Genomic DNA, 24902 nt, shown 5'->3' on the forward strand with positions numbered 1-24902 from the left:
CCCTCCGCTCCGCTGGCGCTCCGCTCCGGTCGCCGGTCAGTCCTCTTCCTCGTCCAGGCGGGCGAGCCAGGTGGCGAGGCGGTCGACGGGGGTCTCGAACTCGGGGTTGAGGTCGACGAACTCGCGGAGCCGGCCCGCGAGCCACTCCAGGCTGACCTCCTCGGCGCCGCGCCGGTCCGCCAGTTCCTCGATCCCGCGATCGGTGAAGTACATCGCGTCCCCTCCCCATGGACGCCGAGGGCCCCGGCGCGGTGCACCGGAGCCCTCGGATCGATCAGTACCGCTCTACTTCTGCTCGCCGAACAGGCGCGCGAGCAGCGCCTCCTGCTCCGCCTGGTGCAGCTTCGCCGACCCCACCGCCGGGGACGAGGACGCCGGGCGCGACACCCGCGACATCTTCAGCCCGTCGATGTGGCGCGGCAGCTTCAGCGCCATGAACGGCCAGGCGCCCATGTTGGCGGGCTCGTCCTGCACCCAGACGACCTCGACGTCGGCCGGGTACTTGGCCAGCTCCGCCTTGATCTCGTCGACCGGCGGCGGGTAGAGCCGCTCGACCCGCACGACCGCGGTGTCGTTCGCGCCCGTCGCCTGCCGCGCCTTCACCACGTCGTAGTAGATCTTGCCGGTGGTGAGCAGCACCCGCCGCACGCCCGCCGGGTCGATCGCCGGGTCGCTCTCCGGGATGACCGGCTGGAACGCGCCACCGGTGATCTCCTCGACCGGGGACGTGGCCGCCTTGAGCCGCAGCAGCGACTTCGGCGTGAACACGACCAGCGGCTTGTGCCGGTTCGACAGCACCTGCCAGCGCAGCAGGTGGAAGTAGTTCGCCGAAGTGGTCGGGTAGGCGACCGTCATGTTGTCCTGCGCGCACAGCTGCAGGTACCGCTCGATCCGCGCGGACGAGTGGTCGGGCCCCTGGCCCTCGTAGCCGTGCGGCAGCAGCAGCACGACGCCCGAGTGCTGGCCCCACTTCTGCTCGCCGGAGGAGATGTACTCGTCCACCACCGACTGGGCGCCGTTGGCGAAGTCGCCGAACTGGGCCTCCCAGCACACGAGCGCGTCGGGCCGGGTCATCGAGTAGCCGTACTCGAAGCCCATCGCCGCGTACTCGCTGAGCAGCGAGTCGTGCACGTAGAACTTCGACACGCCCTGCCCGAACTGCTTGAGCGGCGTGTACTCCTCGCCCGTCCTGCGGTCGACGAGCACCGCGTGCCGCTGGCCGAACGTGCCGCGCCGGGTGTCCTGGCCGACGAGCCGCACCGGGTGGCCGTCGATCAGCAGCGAGCCCATCGCCAGCAGCTCGCCGGTCGCCCAGTCGATCGCGTCGTCCTCGATCATCTGGGCGCGGCGCTGCAGGATCGGCTGGAGCCGCGGGTGCGGCGTGAAGCCCTCCGGCAGGCTGACCTGGGTGTCGATGATCCGCTTCACGGTCTCCAGCGGGATCGCCGAGCCGGCGCTGCCGTGGTCGATCGGGATGCGCTCCTCGACGTCGGGCTTCACGACCGAGCCCGGTTCGAGGGGCTTCTTCACGGCCTCGCGGGTCTCGGTGAAGGCCCGCTCCAGCTGCTCCTGGTAGTCGCGGAGCGCCTGCTCGGCCTCCTCCACCGTGATGTCGCCGCGGCCGATCAGGGCCTCGGTGTAGAGCTTGCGCACGGACCGCTTGGCATCGATCAGGTCGTACATCAGCGGCTGCGTGAACGAGGGGTTCTCACCCTCGTTGTGGCCGCGCCGCCGGTAGCAGATCATGTCGATGACGACGTCCTTCTTGAACGTCTGCCGGTACTCGAACGCCAGCCGCGCCACCCGGGCGCACGCCTCGGGGTCGTCGCCGTTCACGTGGAAGATCGGCGCCTGGATCATCCGCGCGACGTCGGTGGCGTAGACGCTGGAGCGCGAGTACTCCGGCGCCGTGGTGAAGCCCACCTGGTTGTTGATGATCACGTGCACGGTGCCGCCGGTGCGGTAGCCGCGCAGCTGCGACAGGTTCAGCGTCTCGGCCACCACGCCCTGCCCGGCGAACGCGGCGTCGCCGTGGATCAGGATCGGCAGCACGGTGAAGCCGGCCTCGCCGACGTCCAGCAGGTCCTGCTTGGCGCGGACGACGCCCTCCAGCACCGGGTCGACCGTCTCCAGGTGGGAGGGGTTCGCGACCAGCTCGGTGTGGATCTTGGAGCCGTCGCTGCCGACGAAGTCGCCGGACGCCCCGAGGTGGTACTTCACGTCGCCGGAGCCCTGGGCGCTGCGCGGGTCGAGGTTGCCCTCGAACTCGCCGAAGATCTGCCCGTAGGACTTGCCGACGATGTTGGCGAGGACGTTCAGCCGGCCGCGGTGCGCCATGCCGATGACGACCTCGTCCAGGCTGGCCTTGGCCGCCGCCGAGATCACCGAGTCGAGCAGCGGGATGACCGACTCGCCGCCCTCCAGGGAGAACCGCTTCTGCCCGACGAACTTCGTCTGCAGGAACGTCTCGAAGGCCTCGGCGCTGTTCAGGCGCCGCAGCACGTGCAGCTGCTCCTCGCGCGACGGCTTGTCGTGCGGGACCTCGACGCGCTCCTGGATCCAGGCGCGCTCCTCCGGGTCCTGGATGTGCATGTACTCGATACCGACCGTCCGGCAGTACGCCATCCGCAGCACGCCGAGGATGTCGCGCAGCTTCATCGTCGGCTTGCCGCCGAACCCGCCGGTCGCGAACTCGCGCTCCAGGTCCCACAGGGTGAGGCCGTGCTTGAGGATGTCGAGGTCGGGGTGGCGGCGCTGCTTGTACTCCAGCGGGTCGGTGTCGGCCATCAGGTGGCCCCGGACCCGGTAGGCGTGGATCAGCTCGTGGACGCGGGCGACCTTGGCGACGTCGTCCTCGTGGGTGGCGGAGATGTCCTTGACCCAGCGCACCGGCTCGTACGGGATGCGCAGCGCCTCGAAGATCTCGTCGTAGAAGCCGTCCTCGCCGAGCAGCAGCTGGTGGATGCGGCGCAGGAAGTCGCCGGACTGCGCGCCCTGGATGATCCGGTGGTCGTAGGTGGAGGTCAGCGTCATCACCTTGCTGATCCCCATGCGCGACAGGGTGTCGCTCGACGCGCCCGCGAACTCGGCCGGGTACTCCATGGCGCCGACACCGATGATCGTGCCCTGGCCGGGCATCAGCCGCGGCACCGAGTGGACGGTGCCGATCGTGCCCGGGTTGGTCAGGCTGATCGTGGTGCCCTGGAAGTCCTCCAGGGTGAGCTTGCCGCCGCGGGCCTTGCGGACTATCTCCTCGTAGCCGGCCCAGAACTGGCGGAAGTCCAGCGTCTCGGCGGCCTTGATGCTCGGCACCACGAGCTGGCGCGAGCCGTCGTCCTTCTGCAGGTCGATGGCCAGTCCGAAGTTCACGTGCTCCGGCCTGATCAGCACCGGCTTGCCGTCCACCTCGGTGAACGCGGCGTTCATCTCGGGCATCGCGGTCAGGGCCCTGACGATCGCGTACCCGATCAGGTGCGTGAAGGAGACCTTGCCGCCGCGCCCGCGCTTGAGGTGGTTGTTGATGACGATGCGGTTGTCGATCAGCAGCTTGGCCGGGACGGCGCGCACGCTGGTCGCCGTCGGCACGCCGAGGCTGGCCTCCATGTTGGTGGCCGTCCGGGCGGCGACTCCGCGCAGCCGGACCTCCTCGGCGCCCGCCGGCACCGGCGGGGGCGCCGGCTTCTCCGCCTTCGGGGCCGTGGCGGCCGGCTTGGCCGGAGCCTTCGGCGCCGCGGCCGGTGGCTGCGGTGTCGGCGGAGCGGCCGCCGTCCCGTTGGCGGCCTTCGGGGCCGCGCCGTCGGCCTGGGGGATGGCGGACACGGGCCGGCTGCCCGGCTGGTAGTCCGCGAAGAAGTTCCACCAGGCTTCGTCAACGGAGTTGGGGTCGTCGAGGTACTTCTGGTACAGCTCGTCGACCAGCCACTCGTTGGCGCCGAAATCGGTCAGCATCGGGTCGGCACTAGTATGCGACGACTCTGTCGACACGGCGGAGATCGCCCTCTTCCGCAGCTCGCAGGTAAGTTCTGAGACGCATCAAGGCTACTCGCACTTGCCCCCGCACCACGCCAGCGTGTCGCAACCCCGCCCACACCGCCCTGTCCATTGGCTGAACCGGCCGAAGGCAGGGCCGTGCCTTCGGCAAGATCCACCAACGTGCTCGCCCCTCTTTGCCGTAGCCGAAACCACGCGACGACCTCAACGGTCGCGATCGCGTCCGAAGCCGGTTCGAGCGAAGCGAGAACCGTCCGCGAGGCAGGCGATGTCCGCGCCCGGGCCCACTACTGCAACGACCTCAGCCGCCACAGCAACCGGCAACAACCCGAACAACCGCGATCGCGTCCGAAGGCAGGTTCAAGCGAAGCGAGAACCTGATCGCGCAGCGAGCCGCAAGGCGAGACGAAGCGATGCCAGCGATCGCCCGCGTTTTTCGACGATGGAGGGCCGCCAGGCCCGAAGGAGGAGAAAAATGCTAGTGAGTGTGCGGGGCGACGGTCGGGCCTTCGGAGGCCTGGATCAGGACGAAGCCCTGGCCCTGGTAGGCGAGCTGCATCGCTTCGCCGCTGCCGCGGCCGATGAGGGCGCTGGCCTTGAAGGTGCGGTTGACGCCGACCTGGAGGCTCGTGCTCCACGCGACGGCGGACTGGCCGTCGGCGAACGTGGGGGCGCGGCCGCAGTCGAGCATCACGGGGGTGCCGTGCGTGGTGAGCGCCACCCAGCCGGTGCCCTGGAGGGTGGTGTTGAACAGGCCGCCCGCGGCGATGCCCGCGCCCTGGACGCGCTGGATGTCGGACTGGAGGTGCGAGTCGTAGGCGAGGATGTTCTTGCCGTTGACGGTGATGCCCTCGTTCTCCAGGTAGAACAGGTGGATGTCGTCGGCGTCGTTGGCGACGAACAGCAGGCCCTGGCCCTTGACGCGCATGAGGGGGACGCCCTCGCCGGTGAGGGCCTTCTTCATGAACTTGCCGATGCCGCCCGCGCCCTCGTAGTCGAACTCCATCTGCCCCTGGAAGGCGACCATGGAGCCCTGCCGGGCGAGGACGTCGCCGTTCAGGTGGACCCGGAGCATCTTGGAGTTCTGGAGGGCGAAGTGGCCGGGGAGCTGCTGTCCCTGTTCGAGGTTGCCGAAGAACTGGCTGCGCATGGTGGGGTCGTGCCTCTCGTGGGGATTACTGGAGGTGCGCCAGCATAACGAGGGAGAAGCGGTCAACGTCCCCGGTCATGCGGGGCGGTCCAGTCCACGAGCGGGCCCTTGGCGACGACGCCGGAGGGGTTGATGTTCCGCTGGGTCACGTAGTAGTGCCGCTTGATGTGGTCGAAGTTCGTGGTCTCGCCGAACGCGGGGTTCGAGTACAGGTCGCGGGCGTAGCCCCACAGGTTCTCGTAGTCGGCGAGGCGCCGCAGGTTGCACTTGAAGTGGCCGTGGTAGACGGCGTCGAAGCGGGCGAGCGTCGGGTAGAGCCGGACGTCGGCCTCGGTGATCTCGTCGCCGAACAGGTAGCGGCGCGTGGACAGGCGCTCCTCCAGGCGGCCGAGGGTGTCGAAGAGGGCGTCGAAGGCCTCCTCGTAGGCGCCCTGCGAGGTGGCGAAGCCCGCCTTGTACACGCCGTTGTTGACGGTCTGGTAGACGAGCTCGTTCAGCTCGTCGATCTCGGGCCGCAGCGCCTCGGGGTACAGGTCGGGCGCGCCGGGACGGTGGTGGGCGGTGAACTCCGTCTCGAACATCGTGGTGATGTTCGGGAAGTCGTTGGTGACCAGGCGCTCGGTCTCGGTGTCCCAGACGCAGGGCACGGTGTAGCGGCCCTGGAACGCCGGGTCGGTGGACAGGTACAGCTCGGAGAGGAAGACGGCGCCGGTCACCGGGTCGCGGTCGGGGAACCGCCAGCCCCGCTCGTCCCGGATGGGGTCGACGACGCCGACGCCGATCGCGTCCTCCAGGCCGAGGAGCCGCCGCACGATCAGGGTGCGGTGCGCCCAGGGGCACGCGTAGGAGACGAAGAGCCGGTACCGCCCGGGCTCGGCGGGCAGGCCGCTCGACCCGTCCGCCGTGATCCGCTCGGTGAACCGGTTCGCCTGGCGGACGAAGCGGCCCCCCTCGACCTCCTGCACGCTCATGCCCGTCTCCCTCCGAAGTAGGTGAGGACGGCCCCGGGTCCGGCACCTGAGGGCGATCCGGATACGGGAACCTCGCGGCTACCATAACCGTCGGTATCCAGTGTGAAACGGCCGCGACGGCCGGCCGGCGGATCGACGAGATGGCGGGGGTCCATGCTCGAACAGTTCAACGCCCTGGTGGACGGCCTTCCACCGGCGATGATCTATCTGATCATCGCGGCGCTGGTGTTCGCGGAGGCCGCGCTGTTCGTCGGCTTCGTGTTCCCGGGCGAGACCGCGATCGTGGTCGGCGGCGTCCTGGCCAGCCAGCACGTGCTGTCGCTGCCGCTGCTGCTGGTCATCGCGGTGGTCGCCGCCGTGGCCGGCGACTCCGTCGGCTACGAGATCGGCCGCAAGTACGGGCCGCGGCTGCTGGACGTCCAGATGATGCGAAGACACCGGGCGAAGGTCGCGGCCGCGCAGGACATGATCCGCCGCCGCGGCGCGTTCGCGGTGTTCATCGGGCGGTTCACGGCGCTGCTGCGGGCGCTCATGCCGGCGCTCGCGGGCAGTTCGAGGCTGCCGTATCCGAAGTTCCTGCTCTTCAACGTCATCGGCGGCGTCACGTGGGTGGTGACGTTCACGCTCGGCGGCTTCTTCGCGGGCACGGCGTTCGAGCACGCGGCCAAGCTCGCGGGCCGGGGCCTGGCCATCGGGCTGGCGGCGGCGGCCGTCGTCGGGCTGGTGGTGTGGAGCGTCCGCAAGCACCGCCGCGAGGCCCGCGAGGAGGCGGAGGCCCAGGCCGCGGAGGACGTCGCCGAGGACGAGGCCGAGGAGGCGGACGAGTCGGCGCCGACGCTGCCGTCCTGACGGCGGGTGCGCTCAGAGGTGCATCCGCCCGCTGATCATCGGCAGGTCCAGGTAGGTGCGGATGCCGGGGTCGGCCCCGCACACGGCCGGGACGGAGTTCAGCGCGTGCGCGGACGCGGCGGAGATCGCGTCGCGGACCCACTCCTCGCCGGCCGTCAGCGTGAGCGGCGGCCGTCCGTCCACGCGCAGCGAGTACCCGGGCCGCCCCCACACGTCGGGCATCCGCGCGGCGTCGGCCTTGTGCACGATCTCCACGGTGATCACCGGCCGGCCGGCGGCGAAGCCGTTGAACGTCCAGCGGTCGGCGGCGACCGTGCCGCGCGGGATCGGCCCGGCGGCGGTGGAGAGGTCGGTGCCGGCCAGCCGGTGGTCGACGTCCACGTCGATCTCGTCGAGTTCGACGCCGAGCCCGGCGGCGACCAGGTGCAGGCTCTCGGAGAACAGCGTCCGCATCGCGGCCCGGTGGGGTCGCAGCGCGCGCAGGTACTCCTCCTCGTCCTTGCCGAACCCGAGCAGGTCGTGGACCATCCGCCAGGACGGGTGCCGGGCGAAGTCGGAGCATTCGCGGGCGTAGACGTGGGTGATCCGGCGCGACAGCCGCGACAGCACCAGCGGCATCACGTCGGCCATGAATCCGTGGCTGACGCCGCTGCCGTGCACGGACACGCCGCCCCGCTTGCAGGCCTGCTCCAGTTCGTTCACGAAGAGCGGGCCGTGCGCCCGCGGGTAGACCAGCCCGGTGAGGGAGACCAGGTTCTTGCCGGACGCCAGCAGCGCGCAGATGGTGTCCAGCTCGGCGAACCGGTCGGGTTTGGGAGTCGGGGCGTAGAGGACGCAGTCGGCGTCCAGGCCGAGGATCTCGCCGAGGTCGCCGGTCGCGGTGACGCCGACCGGGTCGCGCCCGGCGAGCGTCCCGGCGTCGGCGCCCACCTTGGCGGGGGTGTGCACCCACGCGCCGGCGAGCTCCATGTCGTCGCGGTCCAGGACGCCCCGGATCGCGCTGCGCCCGAGCGCGCCCGTCGCCCACTGCACCACCCGGTAGCGGCGGCCGGTCGCGGACGCGGTGGCGGGGCTCATCGCACGGGACCTCCGTTGCTCCTCGTGATGCCGACGGGTGAGGAGACTACGCGGTGGGCGCGGAGGGAATTGCGGCAATTGGCGCAACTTCCTCCCACGTCCCATCGTACGCAGGACTGTCCGGGCGTCCAGCCGGGAAGGAACCCGGGGGTCGCGGCCGAGCGGGATTCGGTTTAGTGGTACCACTGGGTAACCCCTTGATGATTACCTGGGGGGCGTAGTCGGTGCGATGTGAGGAGACACGAGATGTCGGAACTGCGCTACGACGGCCGCGTGGCGGTCGTGACCGGGGCTGGCCACGGCCTCGGCCGGCAGCACGCGCTGGAGCTCGCCGCGCGCGGCGCCAAGGTCGTCGTCAACGACCTCGGCGGTGACCGGACCGGTACCGGCGCCTCCGCCGGTCCCGCCCAGGAGGTCGTGGACGAGATCAAGAAGAACGGGGGCGAGGCCGTCGCGAACCCCGACAACGTCGCCACCCCCGAGGGCGCGCAGGCGATCGTGAAGACCGCGCTGGACGCGTTCGGCAAGGTCGACATCGTCGTCAACAACGCGGGCATCCTGCGCGACAGGTCGTTCAAGAACATGTCGGTCGAGGAGTTCGACTCGGTCATCGCCGTCCACCTGCGCGGCTCGTTCCTGGTCTCCAGCGCCGCCTGGCCGCACCTGCGCGAGCAGGGCTACGGCCGGATCGTGAACACCTCCTCGCCCGCGGGCCTGTTCGGCAACTTCGGCCAGGCCAACTACTCCACGGCCAAGATGGGGCTGGTCGGGTTCACCAAGACCCTCGCCCAGGAGGGCGCCAAGTACAACATCAAGGCCAACGCGATCGCCCCGGTCGCCTGGACCCGGATGACCGAGGACCTGCTGCCCGCCGACTTCGCCGACAAGCTGGGCGTCGAGCAGGTCACCCCGCTCGTGGCCTACCTCGTGCACGAGTCCATCGAGGACTCCGGCCAGGTCTACACGGTCGGCGGCGGCCGGATCGCGAAGATCTTCGTGGCGGAGGGCCCCGGGTACGGGCAGAAGGAGACGCTGTCGGTCGAGGACGTCCGGGACAACTGGGCGGCCATCGGCGCGGCGGAGCCGCTGACCGTGTTCGGCAACGTGGGCGAGCAGATGGGCCCGCTGATCCAGCAGCTCACGTCCTGAGCCGTTGGCCGGGATCGAGCTCGACCGGCGGGACGGGGTGCTCACGATCACCCTGTCCCGCCCGGAGCGCCTGAACGCGGTCGACGGCGCGCTGACCGAGGAGATGCTGGACGTCCTCAACGGGCTGATGCGCGACCCGTCCACCCGGGTGGTCGTGCTGACCGGCGCGGGCCGCGGCTTCTGCTCGGGCATGGACCTGCAGGGCGGCGACCCGGGCGGCGCGTCCGGCGAGGGCCGCGTCCAGCGGCTCTACCGGGGCATCGCCCGGGGCGGCGAGGTCACCGCGCGGCTGCGGGAGATCCCGCAGCCGGTGATCGCGGCGCTGCACGGCCCCGTCGCGGGCATGGGCGTGTCCTGGGCGCTGGCCTGCGACCTGCGGGTCGCCGACCCGACGACCCGTTTCGTCGTGCCGTTCGTCGACCTCGGGCTCTCGGCCGGGGACTGCGGGCTGTCCTGGCTGCTGCCGCGCCTGGTCGGGCCGGCGAAGGCCGCGGAGATCTGCTACCGGGCGCAGCGCCTGGACGCGGCGCGCGCCGACGCCCTCGGCCTCGTCACCGAGATCGCCCCCGAGGGCGGGGACCTGGCCGCCGCCCAGGCCCTCGCCGGCGAGCTGCTCGGCAGGTCGCCCTACGGCCTGAGCCGGACGAAGGAACTGCTCAACGCGTCCCTGGACGTTCCCGGTCTGCGGCGGCAGCTCATGGCGGAGACGGCCGTGCAGACCCTGGCCTTCTTCAGCGAGGACCTCGCCGAGGGAATGGCGGCCGCGCTGGAGAAGCGCCGTCCGGAGTTCAAGAACCGCTAGCCCTGGAACCGCTGGAGGGGCGAACAGTCGCTTCCCGGCGGATCGCCGGCGCCGTGACCGGCCCAAGGGGGGTGAGCCCCCCTTGGGCCAGGGCCGGTCTCGAATGGCCCCGGCCACGTGCGCGAACGCGATGCCGCGTTCGCCAAGGCCAGGTCATGTAGCGAGCCGCCAGGCGAGCGAAGTGGGCCGGGACTTCGAGAACACCGCCTAGTCGGCGAGTGCGGTGGAGAGCGCCTCGACGTAACGGAGGGCGGCCAGGCGCGCCAGGGCCGGGTGGGCGCCCAGGGGCGCGGAGTGGGCGGAGCCCACGGTGGCGGCGGCCGCCCCGATCAGCGCGGCCTCGGGCTCGGGCCCGATCAGGTGCGGGGCGACGGCGATGGACGCCGCTCCGGCCGCGCGGAGCTGCTCGTAGGCGGCCTTCACCGACGCCTCGTCGTTCAGCGAGGCGGTGAAGACGGGGGCCGCGAGCCGGGAGGCCAGGAGCACGCCGGTGACCTCGGCCTGCCGGACGGCGGCCGCGTCGCCCGGAGTGGCGACGATCACGCCGGACGCGGCCGTCACCATCGTCATCAGCCTGATCCGGTCGGCGCGGGCGAGCCCCGCGTCGGCGAGCCGGTCGTGCAGCGCCTCCGCGATGAGCGGGTGCGGGCCGAGCGGCTCGGCGGCGACGGTGCGCACGGGCGCGGCCGCCACGGCGGCGCGCACGGCGGCGTCCAGCGCCGGGTCGGGCCCGGTGGACAGCGGCACCACCACGGCCGCGAGCTCGTCGCCCTGCTGCCGGATCGAGGCGAGCACGGAGTGCAGGCTCGCCTCGTCGCCCTCCAGGTGCCCGATGTGGGCCGGCTGCCCGGTGTGCTCCAGCTCGACGAGCCGGGCGAGCTCGGCGGCGAGGTCGGTGCCGGCCCGCCGGGCGGGTCCGGGGACGGCGAGGACGAGCGTGGGGGATCCGGGGGGCAGCAGGAAGGACTCGTCGCCGCGGTGACGGCCGCCGCGGGGTGTGCGGCGCCGTCGCGACGGCAATGCCTCGGATGCCTGGCTTTCGGGACTCACGGCGGGCATCGTAACGCCCTCAGGCCCGGGAGCCGTCCTCCCGGCCCGGCCGTCGTCGTTGCCTGTAGGAATCGCTGATCTCCTTCCCGGACCGGTCGCGGCGCGAGCGGTGGTGAAGAAGCAGAGTATGGCGCATTGTCGCTGAGCGACAGGGGGAAATGAAGCAAATTGTCCGGATTTGCCGCTATCCACTTGCGTCGGGTTCGACAAGATCGTCTTGCCCCCGCACATCGCCGCAGGTGGCATGGAATTACGGCAATGCGGCCGAATGCCGTCAAAGGGGTTGCGGGAGCGTTGCCGGCGGCCTTTATGATCCAGGGGCCCTCCGTGCCGGAACGTTCGAGGTCACATGAAATCCCCCCGTAGGCGGTCGATCCGCTCGAAGGTCACCGCGCTGCTGCTCGTGCCGCTGCTCTCGCTCGTGGCGCTCTGGGGATACGCCGCGATCGGCACCGGCCGCGACGCGCTGGCGCAGCGCCGCTACCACACGCTCGACCGCGAGTTCGCGCCGAGCGGCCAGGGCGTCCTGGTCGAGCTGGGCAAGGAGCGGCTGGCCTCGGCCGTGTTCCTCAGCACCCCGCGCCAGGCCGCGGGCGGCATCCCGGCGGCCCTGGTGTCGCAGCGCACGCACGTCGACGCGGCCGTCGAGAACTTCCGCCGCAGGGCCACCTCGGCCGCCGCGCGCAGCGCCACCAACGCCGAGATGGAGTCCCGCGTCGCCGCGGTCCTGCGGGCGCTCGGCGGGCTCGGCGGGCTGCGCGCCGCGGTGGACGCCCGGTCCGTCGACCGGTTGGCCGCGGTCAACGGGTACGGCACGATGGTCGACAACATGCACCGGCTCTACGACAGCCTCGTCGCCATCGACGACTCCGCGCTCTACGACTGGACGCAGTCCACCCGGCACGCCGGCCGCGCCATGGAGCTGCTGCAGCGCGAGAACGCGCTGGTCGCCGGTGCGTTCATCACCAAGGGCCGGATGACGGCGGCCGAGCACCGCATGTTCGTGGAGATGGTCGGCGAGCAGCGCTGGCAGTGGACCAAGCAGCGCTCGCTGCTCGACCCGCTGGTCTACCGGACCGGCACCGCGCAGGTCTTCGCGTCCCCGCAGTACCAGACGTTCAAGGCGATGGAGGACCGGATCGCCGACGCCGACCCGCGCCGGCCGATCCCCGTCCAGCCCGCCGAGTGGCAGCAGACCGCGCAGCCGCTCGTCCTGTCGGTCAACACGATGGTGCTCGGCAACTCCAGGCGCGCCGGGGAGCACGCCGACGAACTCGGCCGCGAGGCCTACCTCAGGCTCGCCGCCGTCGGCGGCCTCGGACTGCTGTCGATCCTGCTGTCGGTGCTGCTGTCGCTGCGGTTCGCGCGCGGGTTCGTCCGCGAGCTCGTCGGGCTGCGCGGGTCGGCCGAGGAGCTGGCCGAGCAGCGGCTGCCCGGCATCGTCGAGCGGCTCGGCCGCAACGAGAGCGTCGACGTCGCGGCGGAGGCCCCGCCCCTGGACGCCGGCCGGACCGCCGAGGTCGCCCGGCTCGCCGAGGCGTTCGCCAAGGTGCAGCGGACCGCCGTCGACGCCGCCGTCGGCCAGGCCGAGCTGCGCGCGGGCGTCAGCCGCATCTTCCTCAACATCGCCCGCCGCAACCAGTCGCTCCTGCACCGCCAGCTGACGCTGCTGGACGGCCTGGAGAGCCGCGCCGAGGCCGACGACCTCGAGGACCTGTTCCGCATCGACCACCTCACCACCCGCATGCGGCGGCACGCCGAAAGCCTGATCATCCTGTCCGGCGCGACGCCGGGCCGCGGCTGGCGGCGGCCGGTGCGCTTCGCCGACGTGCTGCGCGCCGCCGTCTCGGAGATCGAGGACTACACCCGCGCGACGGTGCTGACCGACTCCGAGGACGGCCTGGTCGGCGCGGCCGTCACCGACGTCGTGCACCTGCTGGCCGAGCTGATCGAGAACGCGGCGGCGTTCTCCCCGCCCAACACCGAGGTGCGGGTGATGGCCGAGCGGGTCGGCACCGGGTTCGCGGTGGAGGTCGAGGACCGGGGCCTCGGCGTGCGGCCGGAGCAGCTCGCCGAGGCCAACCGGCGGCTCGCCGAGCCGCCCGAGTACGACCTGGTCGACACCGACCAGCTCGGGCTGTTCGTCGTCGCGCGCCTGGCCGCCCGCCACGACATCACCGTGACCCTGCAGCGGTCCCCGTACGGCGGCGTCACCGCGATCGTCCTGTTCCCGCACGAACTGGTGGTGCCGGCCGAGGAGATGGCCGCCGGGGTGGCGCCGCCCGCGGACGGGCCGGGGGACGCGCCCGCCGCCCTGACCGGGACCGCCGTCGACGGCCCCTCGGAGCGGGAGCCGATGCTCATGGCCGCGCCCGTCCCCGACGGGGTCGTCCCGATCCGCGACTCCGGCGCCCCGCAGGAGCTTCCCGCCCTTCCCACCGACGACCGGGACCAGTGGCGGCGGAACGCTCCAGGGCACCTGGAGGGCGCCGGCGGTCACCTGGAGGCACCGCCCGCGCTGCCCGCGCTCACCGGCCCCGCGGTGTCCGCCGCGCCGCGTCCCGCACCGAACCCCTGGTCGGACGACGCCCACACGCCGGCGCCCGAGGGCCCCGGCGGCGGCGCCGAGAACACCCCCGAGGCCGCCGGTGAGGACTGGCAGCCCGCGGGGACCCACGCCGGGTTGCCCCGCCGCGTCAGGCAGAGGAACCTGGCCCCGCAACTGCGCGACAGGCCCCCGTCGCATCCGCCGGCCGGCGGAGGCGCGACCGGGGCCGTCGCACGCTCGCCCGAGGAGGCACGCTCGCTGATGGCATCGATACAGCAGGGATGGCGGCGCGGACGCGCGTCCGACATGGGGGATGAGGGGACCCGATGATGCACAACACCGTGACCGGTGAGCTGAACTGGCTGCTCAACGACTTCGCCCAGCGGGTCACGACGGTGCGGCAGGCGGTGATCCTGTCGCGCGACGGGCTGGCCGTGGCCGCGTCCAACGAGCTCGCCCGCGAGGACGCCGAGCACCTGTCGGCGCTGGCGTCCGGCGTGCAGAGCCTCGCGCGCGGCGCCGGGCGGCACTTCGCGGGCGGCAACGTCCGGCAGACCATCATCGAGATGGACGCGCTGCTGCTGTTCGTGACGGCGGCGGGCGACGGCACCTGCCTGGCGGTGCTGGCCGAGGCGGAGGCCGACGCCGGACTGGTCGCCTACGAGATGGCGGTGCTGGTGAAGCGGGTCGGCCAGCACCTGCAGGCGAGCCCGAGGTTCGGAGCGGAGGCGGGCGGTCAGGGGTTCGGAGGCGCCGGGGGGTCCGCGCCGCGGGGCTTCTGACCGATGACCCCGCCGGGAGAGCGCTGGCTGGACCGCGAGGCCGGTCCGCTCGTGCGCCCCTACGCGATGACCCGGGGACGGACCCGTCCCGAGGGCGCGGGCTTCGAGCTGATCGCGGTGGTCGCGGCCACCGGCGTTCCCCCGGGCGACCGGCTGCGCTACAGCCCCGACCACGCGCGGGTGCTGCGCGGCTGCGCACGGCCGGTGACGGTGGTCGACCTCGCGGCCGACCTCGGCCTGCCCCTCGGGGTCGTGCGGGTGCTGCTCGGCGACCTGCGGGACAAGGGGCTCATCGCGGTGGTGGACGAGGCGCGCCCGGCCGAGGGCCGGCGGCCCCCGTCCGGGGTGCTGAGGGAGGTGCTCAATGGACTCCGCGCGCTATGACCGGGCGGCGGCCGGGCCGGGCTTCGGGGCCCGGCCGCCGGTCACCACCAAGATCCTGATCGCGGGCGGGTTCGGCGCGGGCAAGACCACCATGGTCGGCTCGGTCAGCGAGATCCGGCCGCTGCACACCGAGGAGCTCCTGAGCGACCGCGGCACCGGGGTCGACGACGTGGCGGGCGTCGCCGCGAAGGAGACCACGACCGTCGCCATGGACTTCGGCCGGATCACGCTCTCCGACCAGCTGCTGCTCTACCTGTTCGGCACGCCCGGCCAGGAGCGGTTCTGGTTCATGTGGGACGAGCTGGCGTCGGGCGCGATCGGCGCGGTCGTGCTCGCCGACACGCGCCGGCTGACCGCCAGCTTCCCCGCGATCGACTACTTCGAGCGCCGCGGCGTCCCGTTCGTGGTGGCCGTGAACTGCTTCGACGGCGAGCGGACGCACCGGCCCCGCGACATCGCCATCGCGCTCGACCTGGACCCCGGCGTCCCGGTGGTGCTGTGCGACGCGCGCCTCCGCGAGTCGTCCAAGGAGGTGCTCGTCGCGCTGATGGAGCACGTGCTGAGCTGGCCGGACGACGAGGACGAGGCGCCCGGCGGCCGGAAGGCCGATCATCGTGAACCCGCGACGTAGTAGGCTCCCGCACACCCCCGTACTCCACGCATCGGGAGGTTTCCCCCGCATGTCCCGCCCCCCAATGCCGACCGCGACACACGTGAGCAGGGTCCGCCAGCCGTGATGGGCCCCCGTTTCTCCTCCATCCGGGCGAGGATCAGCCTGCTGGTCCTCGTGCCGTTGCTGGCGCTCGCCTCGCTGTGGGTGTTCCTCACGGGCTTCACCTACGGCGACGCGAACCAGTTGCTGCGGAGCCGCGAGTTCCAGGAGAAGACCGTGCTGCCCACGCAGCACCTCATCGACGCGCTGCAGAAGGAGCGGCGGCTGACGATGGCCGAGCTCGGCGGCGCCCGCCTCGACGCCGGCGTGATGCGGACGCAGCGGAAGGCCACCGACGACGTGGCCGAGAAGGTCCGCGCGGGCGCGCGCGACGGGGGCCTGCGGGGCTCGATCCTGCCCCAGGTCGCCGACCGGCTGGACGCCTTCGTCGAGCGGATCGACACGCTGCCCGGCGTCCGCCAGGGCATCGATCAGCGCGTCTCCGACCGCGAGCGCGTCCTGCGCGAGTACAGCGGCATCATCGACGCGGGCTTCGCCATCTACAACGCGACCACGCCGGGGGACGGGTCCATCACGGCGCACGCCCGCACGCTCGCCTCGCTCGGCCGCGCCCGCGAGTTCATGTCGCGCGAGGACGCCCTGCTCTCCGGGGCGCTGGCCGCCGGGCACATCACGACCGCCGAGCGGGGCCAGTTCGCGCAGCTCGTCGGCGCCCAGCGGATGCTGTACGCCGACAACGCGCCCAACCTGCACCACGACTACGAGCGCTACGAGCGGCTCGCGGCGTCCCCGCCGTTCGTCCAGCTGCGGACGCTGGAGGACCAGGTCATCCGCGGCGCCGAACCGCCCCGCGCCGCCGTGCGCAAGACCCCCGAGGCGGGCACCCGGCCCGCCGCGGGGGCCCGCACCGGGCAGCCCGCCGCCCGCGCCCCGCACACGCCGGTCGTCGAGCCCGCCATCTGGCGGTCCCTCGCCGACACCGTCAACGGCCGGCTGTTCGAGCTGGAGAACCGGGTCCTCGACGACGTCGTCGACCACGGGGAGAACATCGCGATCAGCGCCTTCACCCGCCTCGGCCTCGCCGGCGGCGTCGGCCTGCTCGCCATCGTGCTGTCGGCGCTGCTCGCGGTCCGGGTGTCGCGGCGGCTGCTGGAGGAGTGCCGCACGCTCGCCTCCGGCGTCGTGGACTTCACCCGCATGCGGCTGCCGCTGCTGGCCGAGCAGGTCCGCGCCGGCGCCCCCGTCGAGCCCGAGGCCGCGCCCGACATCGACTACCGCATCACCGAGATCCGGCAGATCGCCGAGTCCTTCGACCGCGCCCGCGAGGCCGTGCTCGTCGCCGCCGAGGGCGAGGTCGCGGCCCGGCGCGGCATCAGCGAGGTGTTCGTCAACCTCGCGCGCCGCAACCAGGCGCTGCTGCACCGGCAGCTCAGCCTGCTCGACACGATGGAGCGCCGCACCGAGGACCCCTCGGAACTGTCGGACCTGTTCCGCCTCGACCACCTCGCGACGCGCATGCGCCGGCACGCCGAGGGCCTGGTCATCCTGGCGGGCAAGACCGCCGGGCGCGGCTGGCGCCGTCCCGTCCCGCTGGTGGACGTGGTGCGCGGCGCCGTCGCCGAGGTCGAGGACTACCCGCGCGTGCGGGTGCAGCCGCTGCCGCGCGTCTCGCTGCTCGGCTCCGCCGTCGCCGACGTCATCCACCTGCTCGCCGAGGTGGTGGAGAACGCCACCACGTTCTCGCCGCCGCAGTCGCCGGTGCGGGTCAGCGGCCACGCGGTCGCCAGCGGGTTCGCGATCGAGGTCGAGGACCGCGGTCTCGGGATGACCGAGGAGGCGCTGCGCAGGGCCAACGAGCGGCTCGCCCACCCGCCCGAGTTCGACCCGTCCGACAGCGCCCAGCTCGGGCTGTTCGTCGTCGCGCGGCTGGCGCAGCGGCAGGACATCACCGTCACCCTCCGCCCGTCCCCGTACGGGGGGACGACGGCGATCGCGCTGATCCCGAGCTCGCTCATCGTGGAGAGCGCCGAGCCGGAACCGGCCGTGCGCCGCGCCACCGGGCCCATGCAGAAACTGCCGAGCGCCGCCGCGGCGCTCCCGGCGGCCTCGCCCGGAGGCGAGTCCGGCGGGTACGTCCGGCTCGTCGCCGAGGCCGAGCCCTACCGGCCCGAGCCGGCGCGTCCGGCCGAAGAGCCGGCGCCCGCGGCGCCCGTGCCGGCCGCCGCGCCTCCCGCCGAGGCGGAGGCGCCGCCCGCGCCCGCCCGGCCCGAGGAGCCGGCGGAGCCCGTCCCGCCCCCGCGGGAGGGAGAGCTGCCGAGGCGCAGGCGGCAGCAGCACCTGGCGCCCCAGCTCAAGGAACGGGTGGACGCGCACCTGGCCGCGCAGGGGCAGGCCCCGCCGACCGCTCCGGAACCGGCCGCGCCCCCGGCGCCGCCCGCCCCGGAGCCGGCCGGGACGCCGCTCGCCGCGCCCGTCCCCATGGACGCTCCCGCGGACGGGGCCGGCCGCGACCCGGCCGGGGCCGTTCCCGCGGGCGAGGACCCGGACGGCGGCGCCGCCCGCTCGCCCGAGTCGATGCGAACGATGCTGTCCAGCATGCAGCGCGGCTGGCAGCGCGGCAGGCAGGACGCGGCCGACGCGGAGGCCGTGGGAAACGTAGGCGACCAGGAGGACGACGCCCCATGACACAGCCCCAGCACTCCGGCGCGGAGGTCCCGGGCGGAGCCGGAGGTGAGCTCAACTGGCTCCTGGACAGCCTCGTCCAGCGGGTCGCCCCGGTGCAGAACGCCGTCGTGCTGTCCAGCGACGGGCTGCGGATAGCCGCGTCCAGCGGGCTGGCCCCCGAGGAGTCCGACCACCTGTCCGCCGTGGCCGCCAGCTTCCAGAGCCTCGCGCGCGGGGCCGGGGAGTCCTTCGGCGGCGGGCCCGTCCGGCAGACGATCGTGGAGATGGAGTCGTCGTTCCTGTTCGTCACCGCCGCCGGCCGGGGCGCCTGCCTGGCCGTCCTCGCCGACGCCGAGGCCGACCTCGGGATCATCGCCTACGAGATGGCGATGCTCGTCACCCGGGTCGGCCAGCACCTGTCGGCCAACCCGCGCGTCGTCGCGGCCGAGTCCGGCGGAGCGTGAGGTGGGCGGCACGGCGTGGTACGACGACGCGGCGGGCCCCGTCGTGCGCCCGTACGCGCTCACCCGAGGCCGGACGCACTACGACGGCGTCGAGTTCGACCTGGTCGCACTGATCGTCGCGGCCGACCCGCCCGAACCCGCGGAGGACGCCCACGCACTTCCGGCGGCCCCATGGGCGCCGGAGCCCGAACATGACATGATCCTGGAGCTTTGCCGCACCCCGTTGTCGGTCGCCGAGATAGCGTCGGATCTGGAACTTCCCCTCGGGGTCGTCCGTGTCCTGCTCGGCGACCTGCTCGACCACTCGCTGATACAGGTCCGGCGCCCCGCGCCGGTGGCGCAGTTCCCCAGCGAGCGCGTACTCAAGGAAGTGATCGATGGAATCCGTGCGCTCTGACGCGGCCGCCCAGCAGGGCGACTCGGCGCTGACGGTAAAGATCCTCGTCGCCGGCGGTTTCGGCGTCGGCAAGACCACCCTGGTCAGCGCGGTCAGTGAGATCCGCCCGCTGCGCACCGAGGAGGCGCTGACCGAGAAGAGCATCGGGATCGACGACACCACCGCCGTCGCGTCCAAGACCACCACGACCGTGGCGATGGACTTCGGGCGCATCACGCTGCCCAACGGGCTGGTGCTGTTCGTGTTCGGCACCCCGGGCCAGGACCGGTTCTGGTTCATGTGGGACGAACTGGCCAAGGGCGCGCTCGGGGCGGTCGTCCTCGTCGACACCCGCCGCCTCGCCGACTGCTTCGCCTCGGTCGACTACTTCGAACGCCGCGGCGTCCCGTTCATCATCGGCGTCAACCGCTTCGACGGCGCCGGCCAGCACTCGGCCGACCAGGTCCGCGACGCCCTCGACCTGGCCCCGGAGATCCCCGTGATCTCCTGCGACGTCCGCGACCGCGAGGACGCCAAGCGCGTCCTCATCAGCCTCGTCGAACACATCATGCGAACGATGAGCACCGGAAGGCAGACGGTGTCTTATTAGCGTTTTTCTCCTCCTTCGGGCCTGGCGGCCCTCCATCGTCGAGAAACGCGGGCGATCGCTGGCATCGCTCCGTCTCGCCTTGCGGCTCGCTTCGCGATCAGGTTCTCGCAAGCTCGAACCTGCCTTCGGACGCGATCGCGGCGGTGAGGTCGTTGCGTGGTTGCGGTGGGGCTGAGGTAGGCGGTTAGGCGGGTTACGGCCCCGCTCGGCGTGATTGTGCGCTGGGCGGGGCCGTTCTGTGCGCGCGGCTTTGTCTTCTGAGTGGAGAAAGTTTGGAAGATTCGAGGGAAAGGTCTTCTCATGGCAGCGAAAGCGGGTTACGGTCTCGGGCATGAGACCGGCGTCACACCGCGCCGGGTCCGATCCCGAGAGGACGGCGTGATGCGCATGTCGGCTCGTCCGCAGAACGTGCACCAGGCACGCCTGCTGCGGCTGCTGCGTGACGAGGGGCCGCGCTCGCGCGCCGAGCTGGGCGACGTCGTCCGGCTGTCGCGGTCCAAGCTGGCGGTGGAGCTGGACCGGCTCGTCGAGCTCGGCCTCGTGGAGGGCGCCGGGCTGGCGGCCTCGCGGGGCGGGAGGCGGTCCGGGATCGTCCGGCTGTCGCCGCGGCTGCGGTTCGTCGCCTTCGACATCGGGGCGACCTCGATCGACGTGGCGGTGACCGACGGCGCGCTGGAGGTCCTCGGGCACGTCAGCGAGCGGTGCGACGTCCGGCAGGGCGCGACCGTGGTGCTGGAGCGGGCGCTGGACCTGCTCGGCAAGCTGCGCGACGAGGGCCTGATCCCGCAGGTGCACGGGACGGGCATCGGGGTGCCCGGGCCGGTCAGCTTCCGCGACGGCATGCCGGTCGTCCCGCCGATCATGCCCGGCTGGGACCGGTTCCCGGTGCGGGACGCGATCGGCCAGGAGCTCGGCTGCCCAGTCCTCGTCGACAACGACGTGAACCTGATGGCGCTCGGCGAGCTGCACGCCGGGCTCGCCCGGTCGGTGGACGACTTCCTGCTCGTGAAGATCGGCACCGGGATCGGCTGCGGCATCGTGGTGGACGGCGCCATCTACCGGGGCGTGTCCGGCAGCGCGGGGGACATCGGCCACATCCGGGTCGACGACGACGGCCCGACCTGCGCCTGCGGCAACGCCGGGTGCCTGGAGGCGTTCTTCGGCGGCGCGGCGCTCGCGCGGGACGCCGAGGCGGCGGCGCGGTCCGGCCGCTCGCCCGCGCTCGCGGCCCTGCTGGAGACCCACGGGCGGCTGACGGCCGAGCACGTCGGCGAGGCGGCCGCCGCCGGCGACCCGTGCGCGGTGCAGATCATCCGGGAGGGCGGCCGGCACGTCGGCCAGGTCCTCGCCGGGCTCGTCAGCTTCTTCAACCCCGGCCTCGTCATCATCGCGGGCGGCGTCGCGGGCCTCGGCCACACGCTGCTCGCCGAGATCCGCAGCGTCGTGTACCGGCGGTCCGCGCCGCTCGCGACCGGCAACCTCCCGATCGTGCTGTCCGAGCTCGCCGGCGCCGCCGGCGTGGTCGGCGGCGCCCGGCTCATCAGCGACCACGTCTTCTCCGCGTCCTGACCCCCTCTCCGGCCCCCGAGGAGGCCCGATGGGCTCGTCCGAACCCGAACCGCTGCTGCGGATGCGCGGCATCGTCAAGCAGTTCCCCGGCGTCCGCGCCCTGGACGGCGTCGACCTCGACGTCCGCCCCGGCGAGGTGCACTGCCTGCTCGGCCAGAACGGTGCCGGCAAGTCCACGCTCATCAAGGTGCTCGCCGGCGCGCACCAGCCCGACCAGGGCGAGATCGTCTTCGGCGGGGCGCCGGTCCGGCTCGCCGGGCCCACCGCCGCCATGCGGGCCGGGATCGCCACGATCTACCAGGAACTGGACCTGGTGGACGGCCTGTCGGTCGCCGAGAACATCTTCCTCGGGCACGAGAGGGCCCGCCTCGGGTTCACCCGCCGCGGCGAGGCCGAGCGGGCGGCGCGGGAGCTGCTCGGGCGCCTCGGGCACGGGGAGATCCCGCCGCGCCGCGAGGTCGGGCGGCTGCCGGCGGCGGGCAAGCAGGTCGTCAGCATGGCCCGCGCCCTGTCGCACGACGCCCGCCTCATCGTGATGGACGAGCCGTCCGCCGCGCTCGCCCACGACGAGGTCGCCAACCTCTTCCGCATCATCCGGGAGCTGACCGCGGCCGGCGTCGCGGTGGTGTACATCTCGCACCGGCTGGAGGAGATCCGCGAGATCGGCGACCGGGTGACCGTCCTCAAGGACGGCCGGTCGGTCGCGGGCGGGCTGCCCGCACGAGGCACCTCCACCGACGAGATCGTCTCGCTCATGACCGGGCGCGACGTGGAGTACGTGTTCCCCCCGCGGCCCGAGCCCGAGGACGGTCGCCCCGAGGTGCTGCGGGTCGAGGGCCTCACGCTGCCCGGCGCGTTCGAGGACGTGTCGCTCACCGTCCGCGCGGGCGAGATCGTCGGGCTCGCGGGGCTGGTCGGGTCCGGGCGCTCGGAGATCCTGGAGACCGTCTACGGGGCCCGGCGCCCCGCGCGGGGACGGGTGCTCGTGGACGGCCGCCCGGTCCGTCCCGGCGACACGGGCGCGGCGGTGCGGCGCGGCATGGGCATGGCGCCCGAGGAGCGCAAGAGCCAGGCGCTGCTGCTGAACGAGACCGTCGCCGCCAACGTCAGCGTCGCCTCGCTGCCGCGGTACGCGTCGTTCGGCTGGCTCAGCCGCCGCCGCGAGCTCGCCGACGTGCGGCGCCAGATCGAGTCGCTCGACATCCGGCCGCCCGACCCGCGGCGCCCGGTCGTGACGCTGTCGGGCGGCAACCAGCAGAAGGTCGTGCTGGCCCGCTGGCTGCTCGGCACGGCCGGGCTGCGGCTGCTGATCCTCGACGAGCCCACCCGCGGGGTGGACGTCGGCGCCCGCGCCGAGCTGTACGCGGTGATCCGCGAACTGGCCGGGCGCGGGATCGGGGTGCTGCTGGTGTCCAGCGAGGTACCCGAGGTGCTCGGGCTCGCCGACCGCGTCCTCGTCGTCCGGGAGGGGCGCGTCGTGCACACCGGCGACGCCCGCGACCTCGACGAGGGCGCCGTGCTCAACATGATCATGGAGGGGAGTGCCCTGTGACCGGCACCTTTCACTCCGGAGGGTCGGCCCCCCGGACCGAGAAGAACGCGGCCGATGGCGGCGGGGCGCCCGCCCGCCCGACGGGCGGGAGCGGCGGGCCGCGGCTGCCCTTCGCGCGGGGCGGCGCCGGGAGCCGCGAGATCCACCACCTCGGGCTCGTCGCCGCGCTGGTGCTGCTGTCGGTCGTCGGCCTGGTGACCGAGCCCGGCAACTTCGCGACCTCTGGCAACGTCGTCGGCATCCTCGCGCTCGCCGCCACCATCGGCGTGATCACCGTCGGCCAGACGTTCGTCATCATCGGCGGCGGGATCGACCTGTCCGTCGGGTCGGTGATGGCGCTGGCGTCGGTGTGGGCGACGACGGTGGCGACGCAGTCCTACGGCCCGGCGGTGATGGCGCTGTGCGCGGTCCTCGTCGGCACCGGCGCGGGAGTCGTCACCGGGCTGCTGATCTCCTACGGGCGGCTGGTCCCGTTCATCGCCACCCTCGCGATGCTCGTCGCGGCGCGGGGGCTGGCGCAGCGGATGTCGGACCGCAGGACCCAGCTCGTCCGGCCGGAGAACGACGCGATCGAGGCGCTGTCCACCACGAAGGTGCTCGGGCTGCCGCTCGTCGTGTACATCTTCGCCGCGGTCGCCGCCGCCGGATGGCTGCTGCTCAACCGCACCACGTTCGGCCGCCGGACGTTCGCGGTCGGCGGCAACCCCGAGGCGGCGCGGCTGGCCGGCATCGACGTCCGCCGGCACACCCTGCTGCTGTACGCGCTGTCCGGGTTCTGCTGCGGCGTCGCCGCGCTCATCATCATGGCCCGCACCACCACCGGCTCCAGCACCCACGGCGACCTGTACGAGCTGGACGCGATCGCCGCCGTCATCATCGGCGGGACGCTGCTCACCGGCGGGCGCGGCACCGTCGCCGGGTCGATCCTCGGCGTGCTGGTGTTCACCCTCATCACCAACCTGTTCATCCTGAACGGCCTGCAGACCAGCGACCAGCTGATCGCCAAGGGCGCGATCATCGTGATCGCCGTGCTGCTGCAGCGCCGCGGGCTCCGCTCGCCCACCTGAGGACACCGCCCGACCCCCACCCCACGTCCGGCGCCGCGCGTCCCGGGGAACGCGCGGCGGGGGACGCCCCATCCCTTGATCAGGAGCACGTCATGCGTGATCAGAGCCCCCGTCCCACCCGCAGAGGCGTCCTGTTCGGCGGCGCCGTCGTCGCGGCGGGCAGCCTCGCCGCGGCCTGCACGAGCAACAGCGAGAAGGGCGACCCGACCCCGGCGGCGCAGGCCGGGTCGCTCGCCGGCGACAACGACAAGCCGGGCAAGCAGGTCACCATCGGGTTCTCCGCGCCCGCCGCGGACCACGGCTGGATCGCGGCGATCGCCAAGAACGCCGAGGGGCAGGCCAAGAAGTACAAGGACGTGATGTTCAAGCCCGTCGAGCCGACCAACGACATCAACCAGCAGATCTCCGCCGTCGAGTCGCTGATCCGCGCGAAGGTCGACGTGCTGGTGATCCTGCCCAACGACGGCGAGCAGCTGAACCAGGTCGCCCGCAAGGCGATGGACGCCGGCATCCCCGTCGTCAACCTCGACCGCGTCTTCCCCGACAAGCTGTCGTACCGGACGTGGGTCGGCGGCGACAACTACGGCATGGGCGTGTCCGCCGGCCACTACATCGGCAAGAAGTTGAAGGGCAAGGGCGCCTCGAACCCCGTGATCCTGGAGATCCAGGGCATCGCGACGCTGCCGCTGACGCAGGACCGCAGCAAGGGCTTCGCGGACGCGCTGAAGTCCTACGGCTACACCGTCACCGCGAAGCAGGACGCCAAGTTCACCGTGGAGTCCGGCAACCAGGTCGCCTCCAACCTGCTGCAGGCGCACAAGAAGATCGACGCTTTGTGGAACCACGACGACGACCAGGGCGTCGGCGTGCTCGCCGCGATCAAGCAGTCCGGCCGCAAGGAGTTCTTCATGGTGGGCGGCGCGGGCTCGGCCAACGCCATGCGCGAGATCAAGTCCGGCGGCGGCGTGCTGGAGGCCACCGTCACCTACCCGCCGACCATGGCCGCGTCCGCGATCAAGCTGGGCCGGCTCATCGCGCAGGGCAAGGGCATGGCCGACCTGGTCGAGCTCCAGGTGCCCCAGTCGATCACGCTGGCCTCCGAGACGGTCGCCAAGGACAACGTCGACACCTACATGCCGCTCGGCTTCGAGTCCTGAGCGGCGGGGGCGCCGGCG

At 72.7% G+C, this 24902-nt stretch carries 21 protein-coding genes; 15 read left to right on the forward strand and 6 right to left on the reverse strand.

Translation table 11 applies throughout. From position 1 onward, the window contains the following. Positions 1 to 36: 36 nt before the first annotated feature. From AB0K37_RS22690 to AB0K37_RS22705, 4 genes are all read right to left on the reverse strand, one after another. Positions 37 to 213, reverse strand: a complete 177-nt coding sequence (locus tag AB0K37_RS22690) for a DUF6104 family protein (RefSeq protein ID WP_179833161.1) — start codon at positions 211 to 213, stop codon at positions 37 to 39. Positions 214 to 285: 72 nt separating this feature from the next. Then, the gene (locus AB0K37_RS22695) at positions 286 to 3984 is read right to left on the reverse strand and encodes a multifunctional oxoglutarate decarboxylase/oxoglutarate dehydrogenase thiamine pyrophosphate-binding subunit/dihydrolipoyllysine-residue succinyltransferase subunit (protein ID WP_363984172.1); all 3699 of its coding nucleotides are present in this window, start codon (positions 3982 to 3984) and stop codon (positions 286 to 288) included. A 484-nt stretch (positions 3985 to 4468) separates the two neighbouring features. Continuing rightward, the gene (locus AB0K37_RS22700; protein ID WP_179833163.1) at positions 4469 to 5140 is read right to left on the reverse strand and encodes an AIM24 family protein; all 672 of its coding nucleotides are present in this window, start codon (positions 5138 to 5140) and stop codon (positions 4469 to 4471) included. Positions 5141 to 5202: 62 nt separating this feature from the next. Further along, positions 5203 to 6111, reverse strand: coding sequence for a glutathione S-transferase family protein (locus AB0K37_RS22705; protein ID WP_345183235.1), 909 nt, complete (start codon positions 6109 to 6111; stop codon positions 5203 to 5205). A gap of 153 nt (positions 6112 to 6264) precedes the next feature. On the opposite strand from AB0K37_RS22705, the gene AB0K37_RS22710 reads away from it, so the two are divergent. Next, positions 6265 to 6960: a DedA family protein gene (locus AB0K37_RS22710; protein WP_363984175.1), complete on the forward strand. Its 696-nt coding sequence runs from the start codon at positions 6265 to 6267 to the stop codon at positions 6958 to 6960. Between the two features lie 12 nt (positions 6961 to 6972). On the opposite strand, the gene AB0K37_RS22715 is transcribed toward AB0K37_RS22710, so the two are convergent. Next, entirely contained in the window at positions 6973 to 8037 is a 1065-nt protein-coding gene (locus AB0K37_RS22715) for a dihydrodipicolinate reductase (RefSeq protein ID WP_363984177.1), read from the reverse strand. 246 nt (positions 8038 to 8283) lie between these two features. Between AB0K37_RS22715 and AB0K37_RS22720 the strand changes: the two genes are divergently transcribed. Together AB0K37_RS22720 and AB0K37_RS22725 are read left to right on the forward strand one after the other, a co-directional pair. Further along, positions 8284 to 9186, forward strand: coding sequence for an SDR family NAD(P)-dependent oxidoreductase (locus AB0K37_RS22720; RefSeq protein WP_353835106.1), 903 nt, complete (start codon positions 8284 to 8286; stop codon positions 9184 to 9186). A 4-nt stretch (positions 9187 to 9190) separates the two neighbouring features. After that, a complete protein-coding gene (locus AB0K37_RS22725; RefSeq protein WP_363984179.1) occupies positions 9191 to 9988 on the forward strand; it encodes an enoyl-CoA hydratase-related protein in 798 nt (265 codons plus the stop codon). A gap of 207 nt (positions 9989 to 10195) precedes the next feature. On the opposite strand, the gene AB0K37_RS22730 is transcribed toward AB0K37_RS22725, so the two are convergent. Further along, positions 10196 to 11038 (reverse strand): CbiX/SirB N-terminal domain-containing protein, encoded by an 843-nt coding sequence (locus AB0K37_RS22730; protein WP_363984181.1) that lies wholly within the window; start codon positions 11036 to 11038, stop codon positions 10196 to 10198. 349 nt (positions 11039 to 11387) lie between these two features. Here AB0K37_RS22730 and AB0K37_RS22735 point away from each other — a divergent pair, with 349 nt between their 5' ends. The 12 genes from AB0K37_RS22735 (at position 11388) to AB0K37_RS22790 (ending at position 24884) form a co-directional block, all read left to right on the forward strand. Then, positions 11388 to 13916 carry a nitrate- and nitrite sensing domain-containing protein gene (locus tag AB0K37_RS22735; RefSeq protein ID WP_363984183.1) on the forward strand — a complete coding sequence of 843 codons (2529 nt, stop codon included), beginning with the start codon at positions 11388 to 11390 and terminating at the stop codon, positions 13914 to 13916. Continuing rightward, a complete protein-coding gene (locus tag AB0K37_RS22740; RefSeq protein WP_089314511.1) occupies positions 13916 to 14368 on the forward strand; it encodes a roadblock/LC7 domain-containing protein in 453 nt (150 codons plus the stop codon). The genes AB0K37_RS22735 and AB0K37_RS22740 overlap by 1 nt, the downstream gene beginning before the upstream one ends. Before the next feature lie 3 nt (positions 14369 to 14371). Next, the gene (locus tag AB0K37_RS22745) at positions 14372 to 14752 is read left to right on the forward strand and encodes a DUF742 domain-containing protein (protein WP_363984185.1); all 381 of its coding nucleotides are present in this window, start codon (positions 14372 to 14374) and stop codon (positions 14750 to 14752) included. Continuing rightward, the gene (locus AB0K37_RS22750; protein WP_363984187.1) at positions 14733 to 15383 is read left to right on the forward strand and encodes an ATP/GTP-binding protein; all 651 of its coding nucleotides are present in this window, start codon (positions 14733 to 14735) and stop codon (positions 15381 to 15383) included. The genes AB0K37_RS22745 and AB0K37_RS22750 overlap by 20 nt, the downstream gene beginning before the upstream one ends. Before the next feature lie 105 nt (positions 15384 to 15488). After that, positions 15489 to 18110 (forward strand): nitrate- and nitrite sensing domain-containing protein, encoded by a 2622-nt coding sequence (locus AB0K37_RS22755; RefSeq protein WP_363984189.1) that lies wholly within the window; start codon positions 15489 to 15491, stop codon positions 18108 to 18110. Then, the gene (locus AB0K37_RS22760) at positions 18107 to 18553 is read left to right on the forward strand and encodes a roadblock/LC7 domain-containing protein (protein WP_345186305.1); all 447 of its coding nucleotides are present in this window, start codon (positions 18107 to 18109) and stop codon (positions 18551 to 18553) included. Before AB0K37_RS22755 ends, AB0K37_RS22760 begins: the two co-directional genes overlap by 4 nt. 1 nt (position 18554) lies before the next feature. Beyond that, entirely contained in the window at positions 18555 to 18950 is a 396-nt protein-coding gene (locus AB0K37_RS22765; protein ID WP_363984193.1) for a DUF742 domain-containing protein, read from the forward strand. Next, positions 18931 to 19539: an ATP/GTP-binding protein gene (locus AB0K37_RS22770; RefSeq protein WP_185033296.1), complete on the forward strand. Its 609-nt coding sequence runs from the start codon at positions 18931 to 18933 to the stop codon at positions 19537 to 19539. Before AB0K37_RS22765 ends, AB0K37_RS22770 begins: the two co-directional genes overlap by 20 nt. 381 nt (positions 19540 to 19920) lie before the next feature. After that, on the forward strand, positions 19921 to 21108 hold the full coding sequence (locus AB0K37_RS22775; protein WP_363984196.1) for an ROK family transcriptional regulator: 1188 nt from the start codon (positions 19921 to 19923) through the stop codon (positions 21106 to 21108). Positions 21109 to 21136: 28 nt separating this feature from the next. Further along, the gene (locus tag AB0K37_RS22780; protein ID WP_363984198.1) at positions 21137 to 22660 is read left to right on the forward strand and encodes a sugar ABC transporter ATP-binding protein; all 1524 of its coding nucleotides are present in this window, start codon (positions 21137 to 21139) and stop codon (positions 22658 to 22660) included. Further along, positions 22657 to 23727: an ABC transporter permease gene (locus tag AB0K37_RS22785; protein ID WP_363984200.1), complete on the forward strand. Its 1071-nt coding sequence runs from the start codon at positions 22657 to 22659 to the stop codon at positions 23725 to 23727. The genes AB0K37_RS22780 and AB0K37_RS22785 overlap by 4 nt, the downstream gene beginning before the upstream one ends. Before the next feature lie 92 nt (positions 23728 to 23819). Next, the gene (locus tag AB0K37_RS22790) at positions 23820 to 24884 is read left to right on the forward strand and encodes an ABC transporter substrate-binding protein (protein WP_363984202.1); all 1065 of its coding nucleotides are present in this window, start codon (positions 23820 to 23822) and stop codon (positions 24882 to 24884) included. Positions 24885 to 24902: the final 18 nt, after the last annotated feature.

The sequence above is a fragment of the Actinomadura sp. NPDC049753 genome (assembly GCF_040674655.1).
Classification (GTDB): Bacteria; Actinomycetota; Actinomycetes; order Streptosporangiales; family Streptosporangiaceae; genus Spirillospora; species Spirillospora verrucosospora.

Coding starts and splice junctions, on each gene's coding strand:
- AB0K37_RS22775 (WP_363984196.1), top strand. CDS start 19,921: ATGCGCATGTCGGCTCGTCCGCAGAACGTGCACCAGGCACGCCTGCTG.
- AB0K37_RS22735 (WP_363984183.1), top strand. CDS start 11,388: ATGAAATCCCCCCGTAGGCGGTCGATCCGCTCGAAGGTCACCGCGCTG.
- AB0K37_RS22740 (WP_089314511.1), top strand. CDS start 13,916: ATGCACAACACCGTGACCGGTGAGCTGAACTGGCTGCTCAACGACTTC.
- AB0K37_RS22715 (WP_363984177.1), bottom strand. CDS start 8,037: ATGAGCCCCGCCACCGCGTCCGCGACCGGCCGCCGCTACCGGGTGGTG.
- AB0K37_RS22780 (WP_363984198.1), top strand. CDS start 21,137: ATGGGCTCGTCCGAACCCGAACCGCTGCTGCGGATGCGCGGCATCGTC.
- AB0K37_RS22700 (WP_179833163.1), bottom strand. CDS start 5,140: ATGCGCAGCCAGTTCTTCGGCAACCTCGAACAGGGACAGCAGCTCCCC.
- AB0K37_RS22710 (WP_363984175.1), top strand. CDS start 6,265: ATGCTCGAACAGTTCAACGCCCTGGTGGACGGCCTTCCACCGGCGATG.
- AB0K37_RS22705 (WP_345183235.1), bottom strand. CDS start 6,111: ATGAGCGTGCAGGAGGTCGAGGGGGGCCGCTTCGTCCGCCAGGCGAAC.
- AB0K37_RS22755 (WP_363984189.1), top strand. CDS start 15,489: ATGGGCCCCCGTTTCTCCTCCATCCGGGCGAGGATCAGCCTGCTGGTC.
- AB0K37_RS22790 (WP_363984202.1), top strand. CDS start 23,820: ATGCGTGATCAGAGCCCCCGTCCCACCCGCAGAGGCGTCCTGTTCGGC.
- AB0K37_RS22690 (WP_179833161.1), bottom strand. CDS start 213: ATGTACTTCACCGATCGCGGGATCGAGGAACTGGCGGACCGGCGCGGC.
- AB0K37_RS22720 (WP_353835106.1), top strand. CDS start 8,284: ATGTCGGAACTGCGCTACGACGGCCGCGTGGCGGTCGTGACCGGGGCT.
- AB0K37_RS22760 (WP_345186305.1), top strand. CDS start 18,107: ATGACACAGCCCCAGCACTCCGGCGCGGAGGTCCCGGGCGGAGCCGGA.
- AB0K37_RS22745 (WP_363984185.1), top strand. CDS start 14,372: ATGACCCCGCCGGGAGAGCGCTGGCTGGACCGCGAGGCCGGTCCGCTC.
- AB0K37_RS22770 (WP_185033296.1), top strand. CDS start 18,931: ATGGAATCCGTGCGCTCTGACGCGGCCGCCCAGCAGGGCGACTCGGCG.
- AB0K37_RS22750 (WP_363984187.1), top strand. CDS start 14,733: ATGGACTCCGCGCGCTATGACCGGGCGGCGGCCGGGCCGGGCTTCGGG.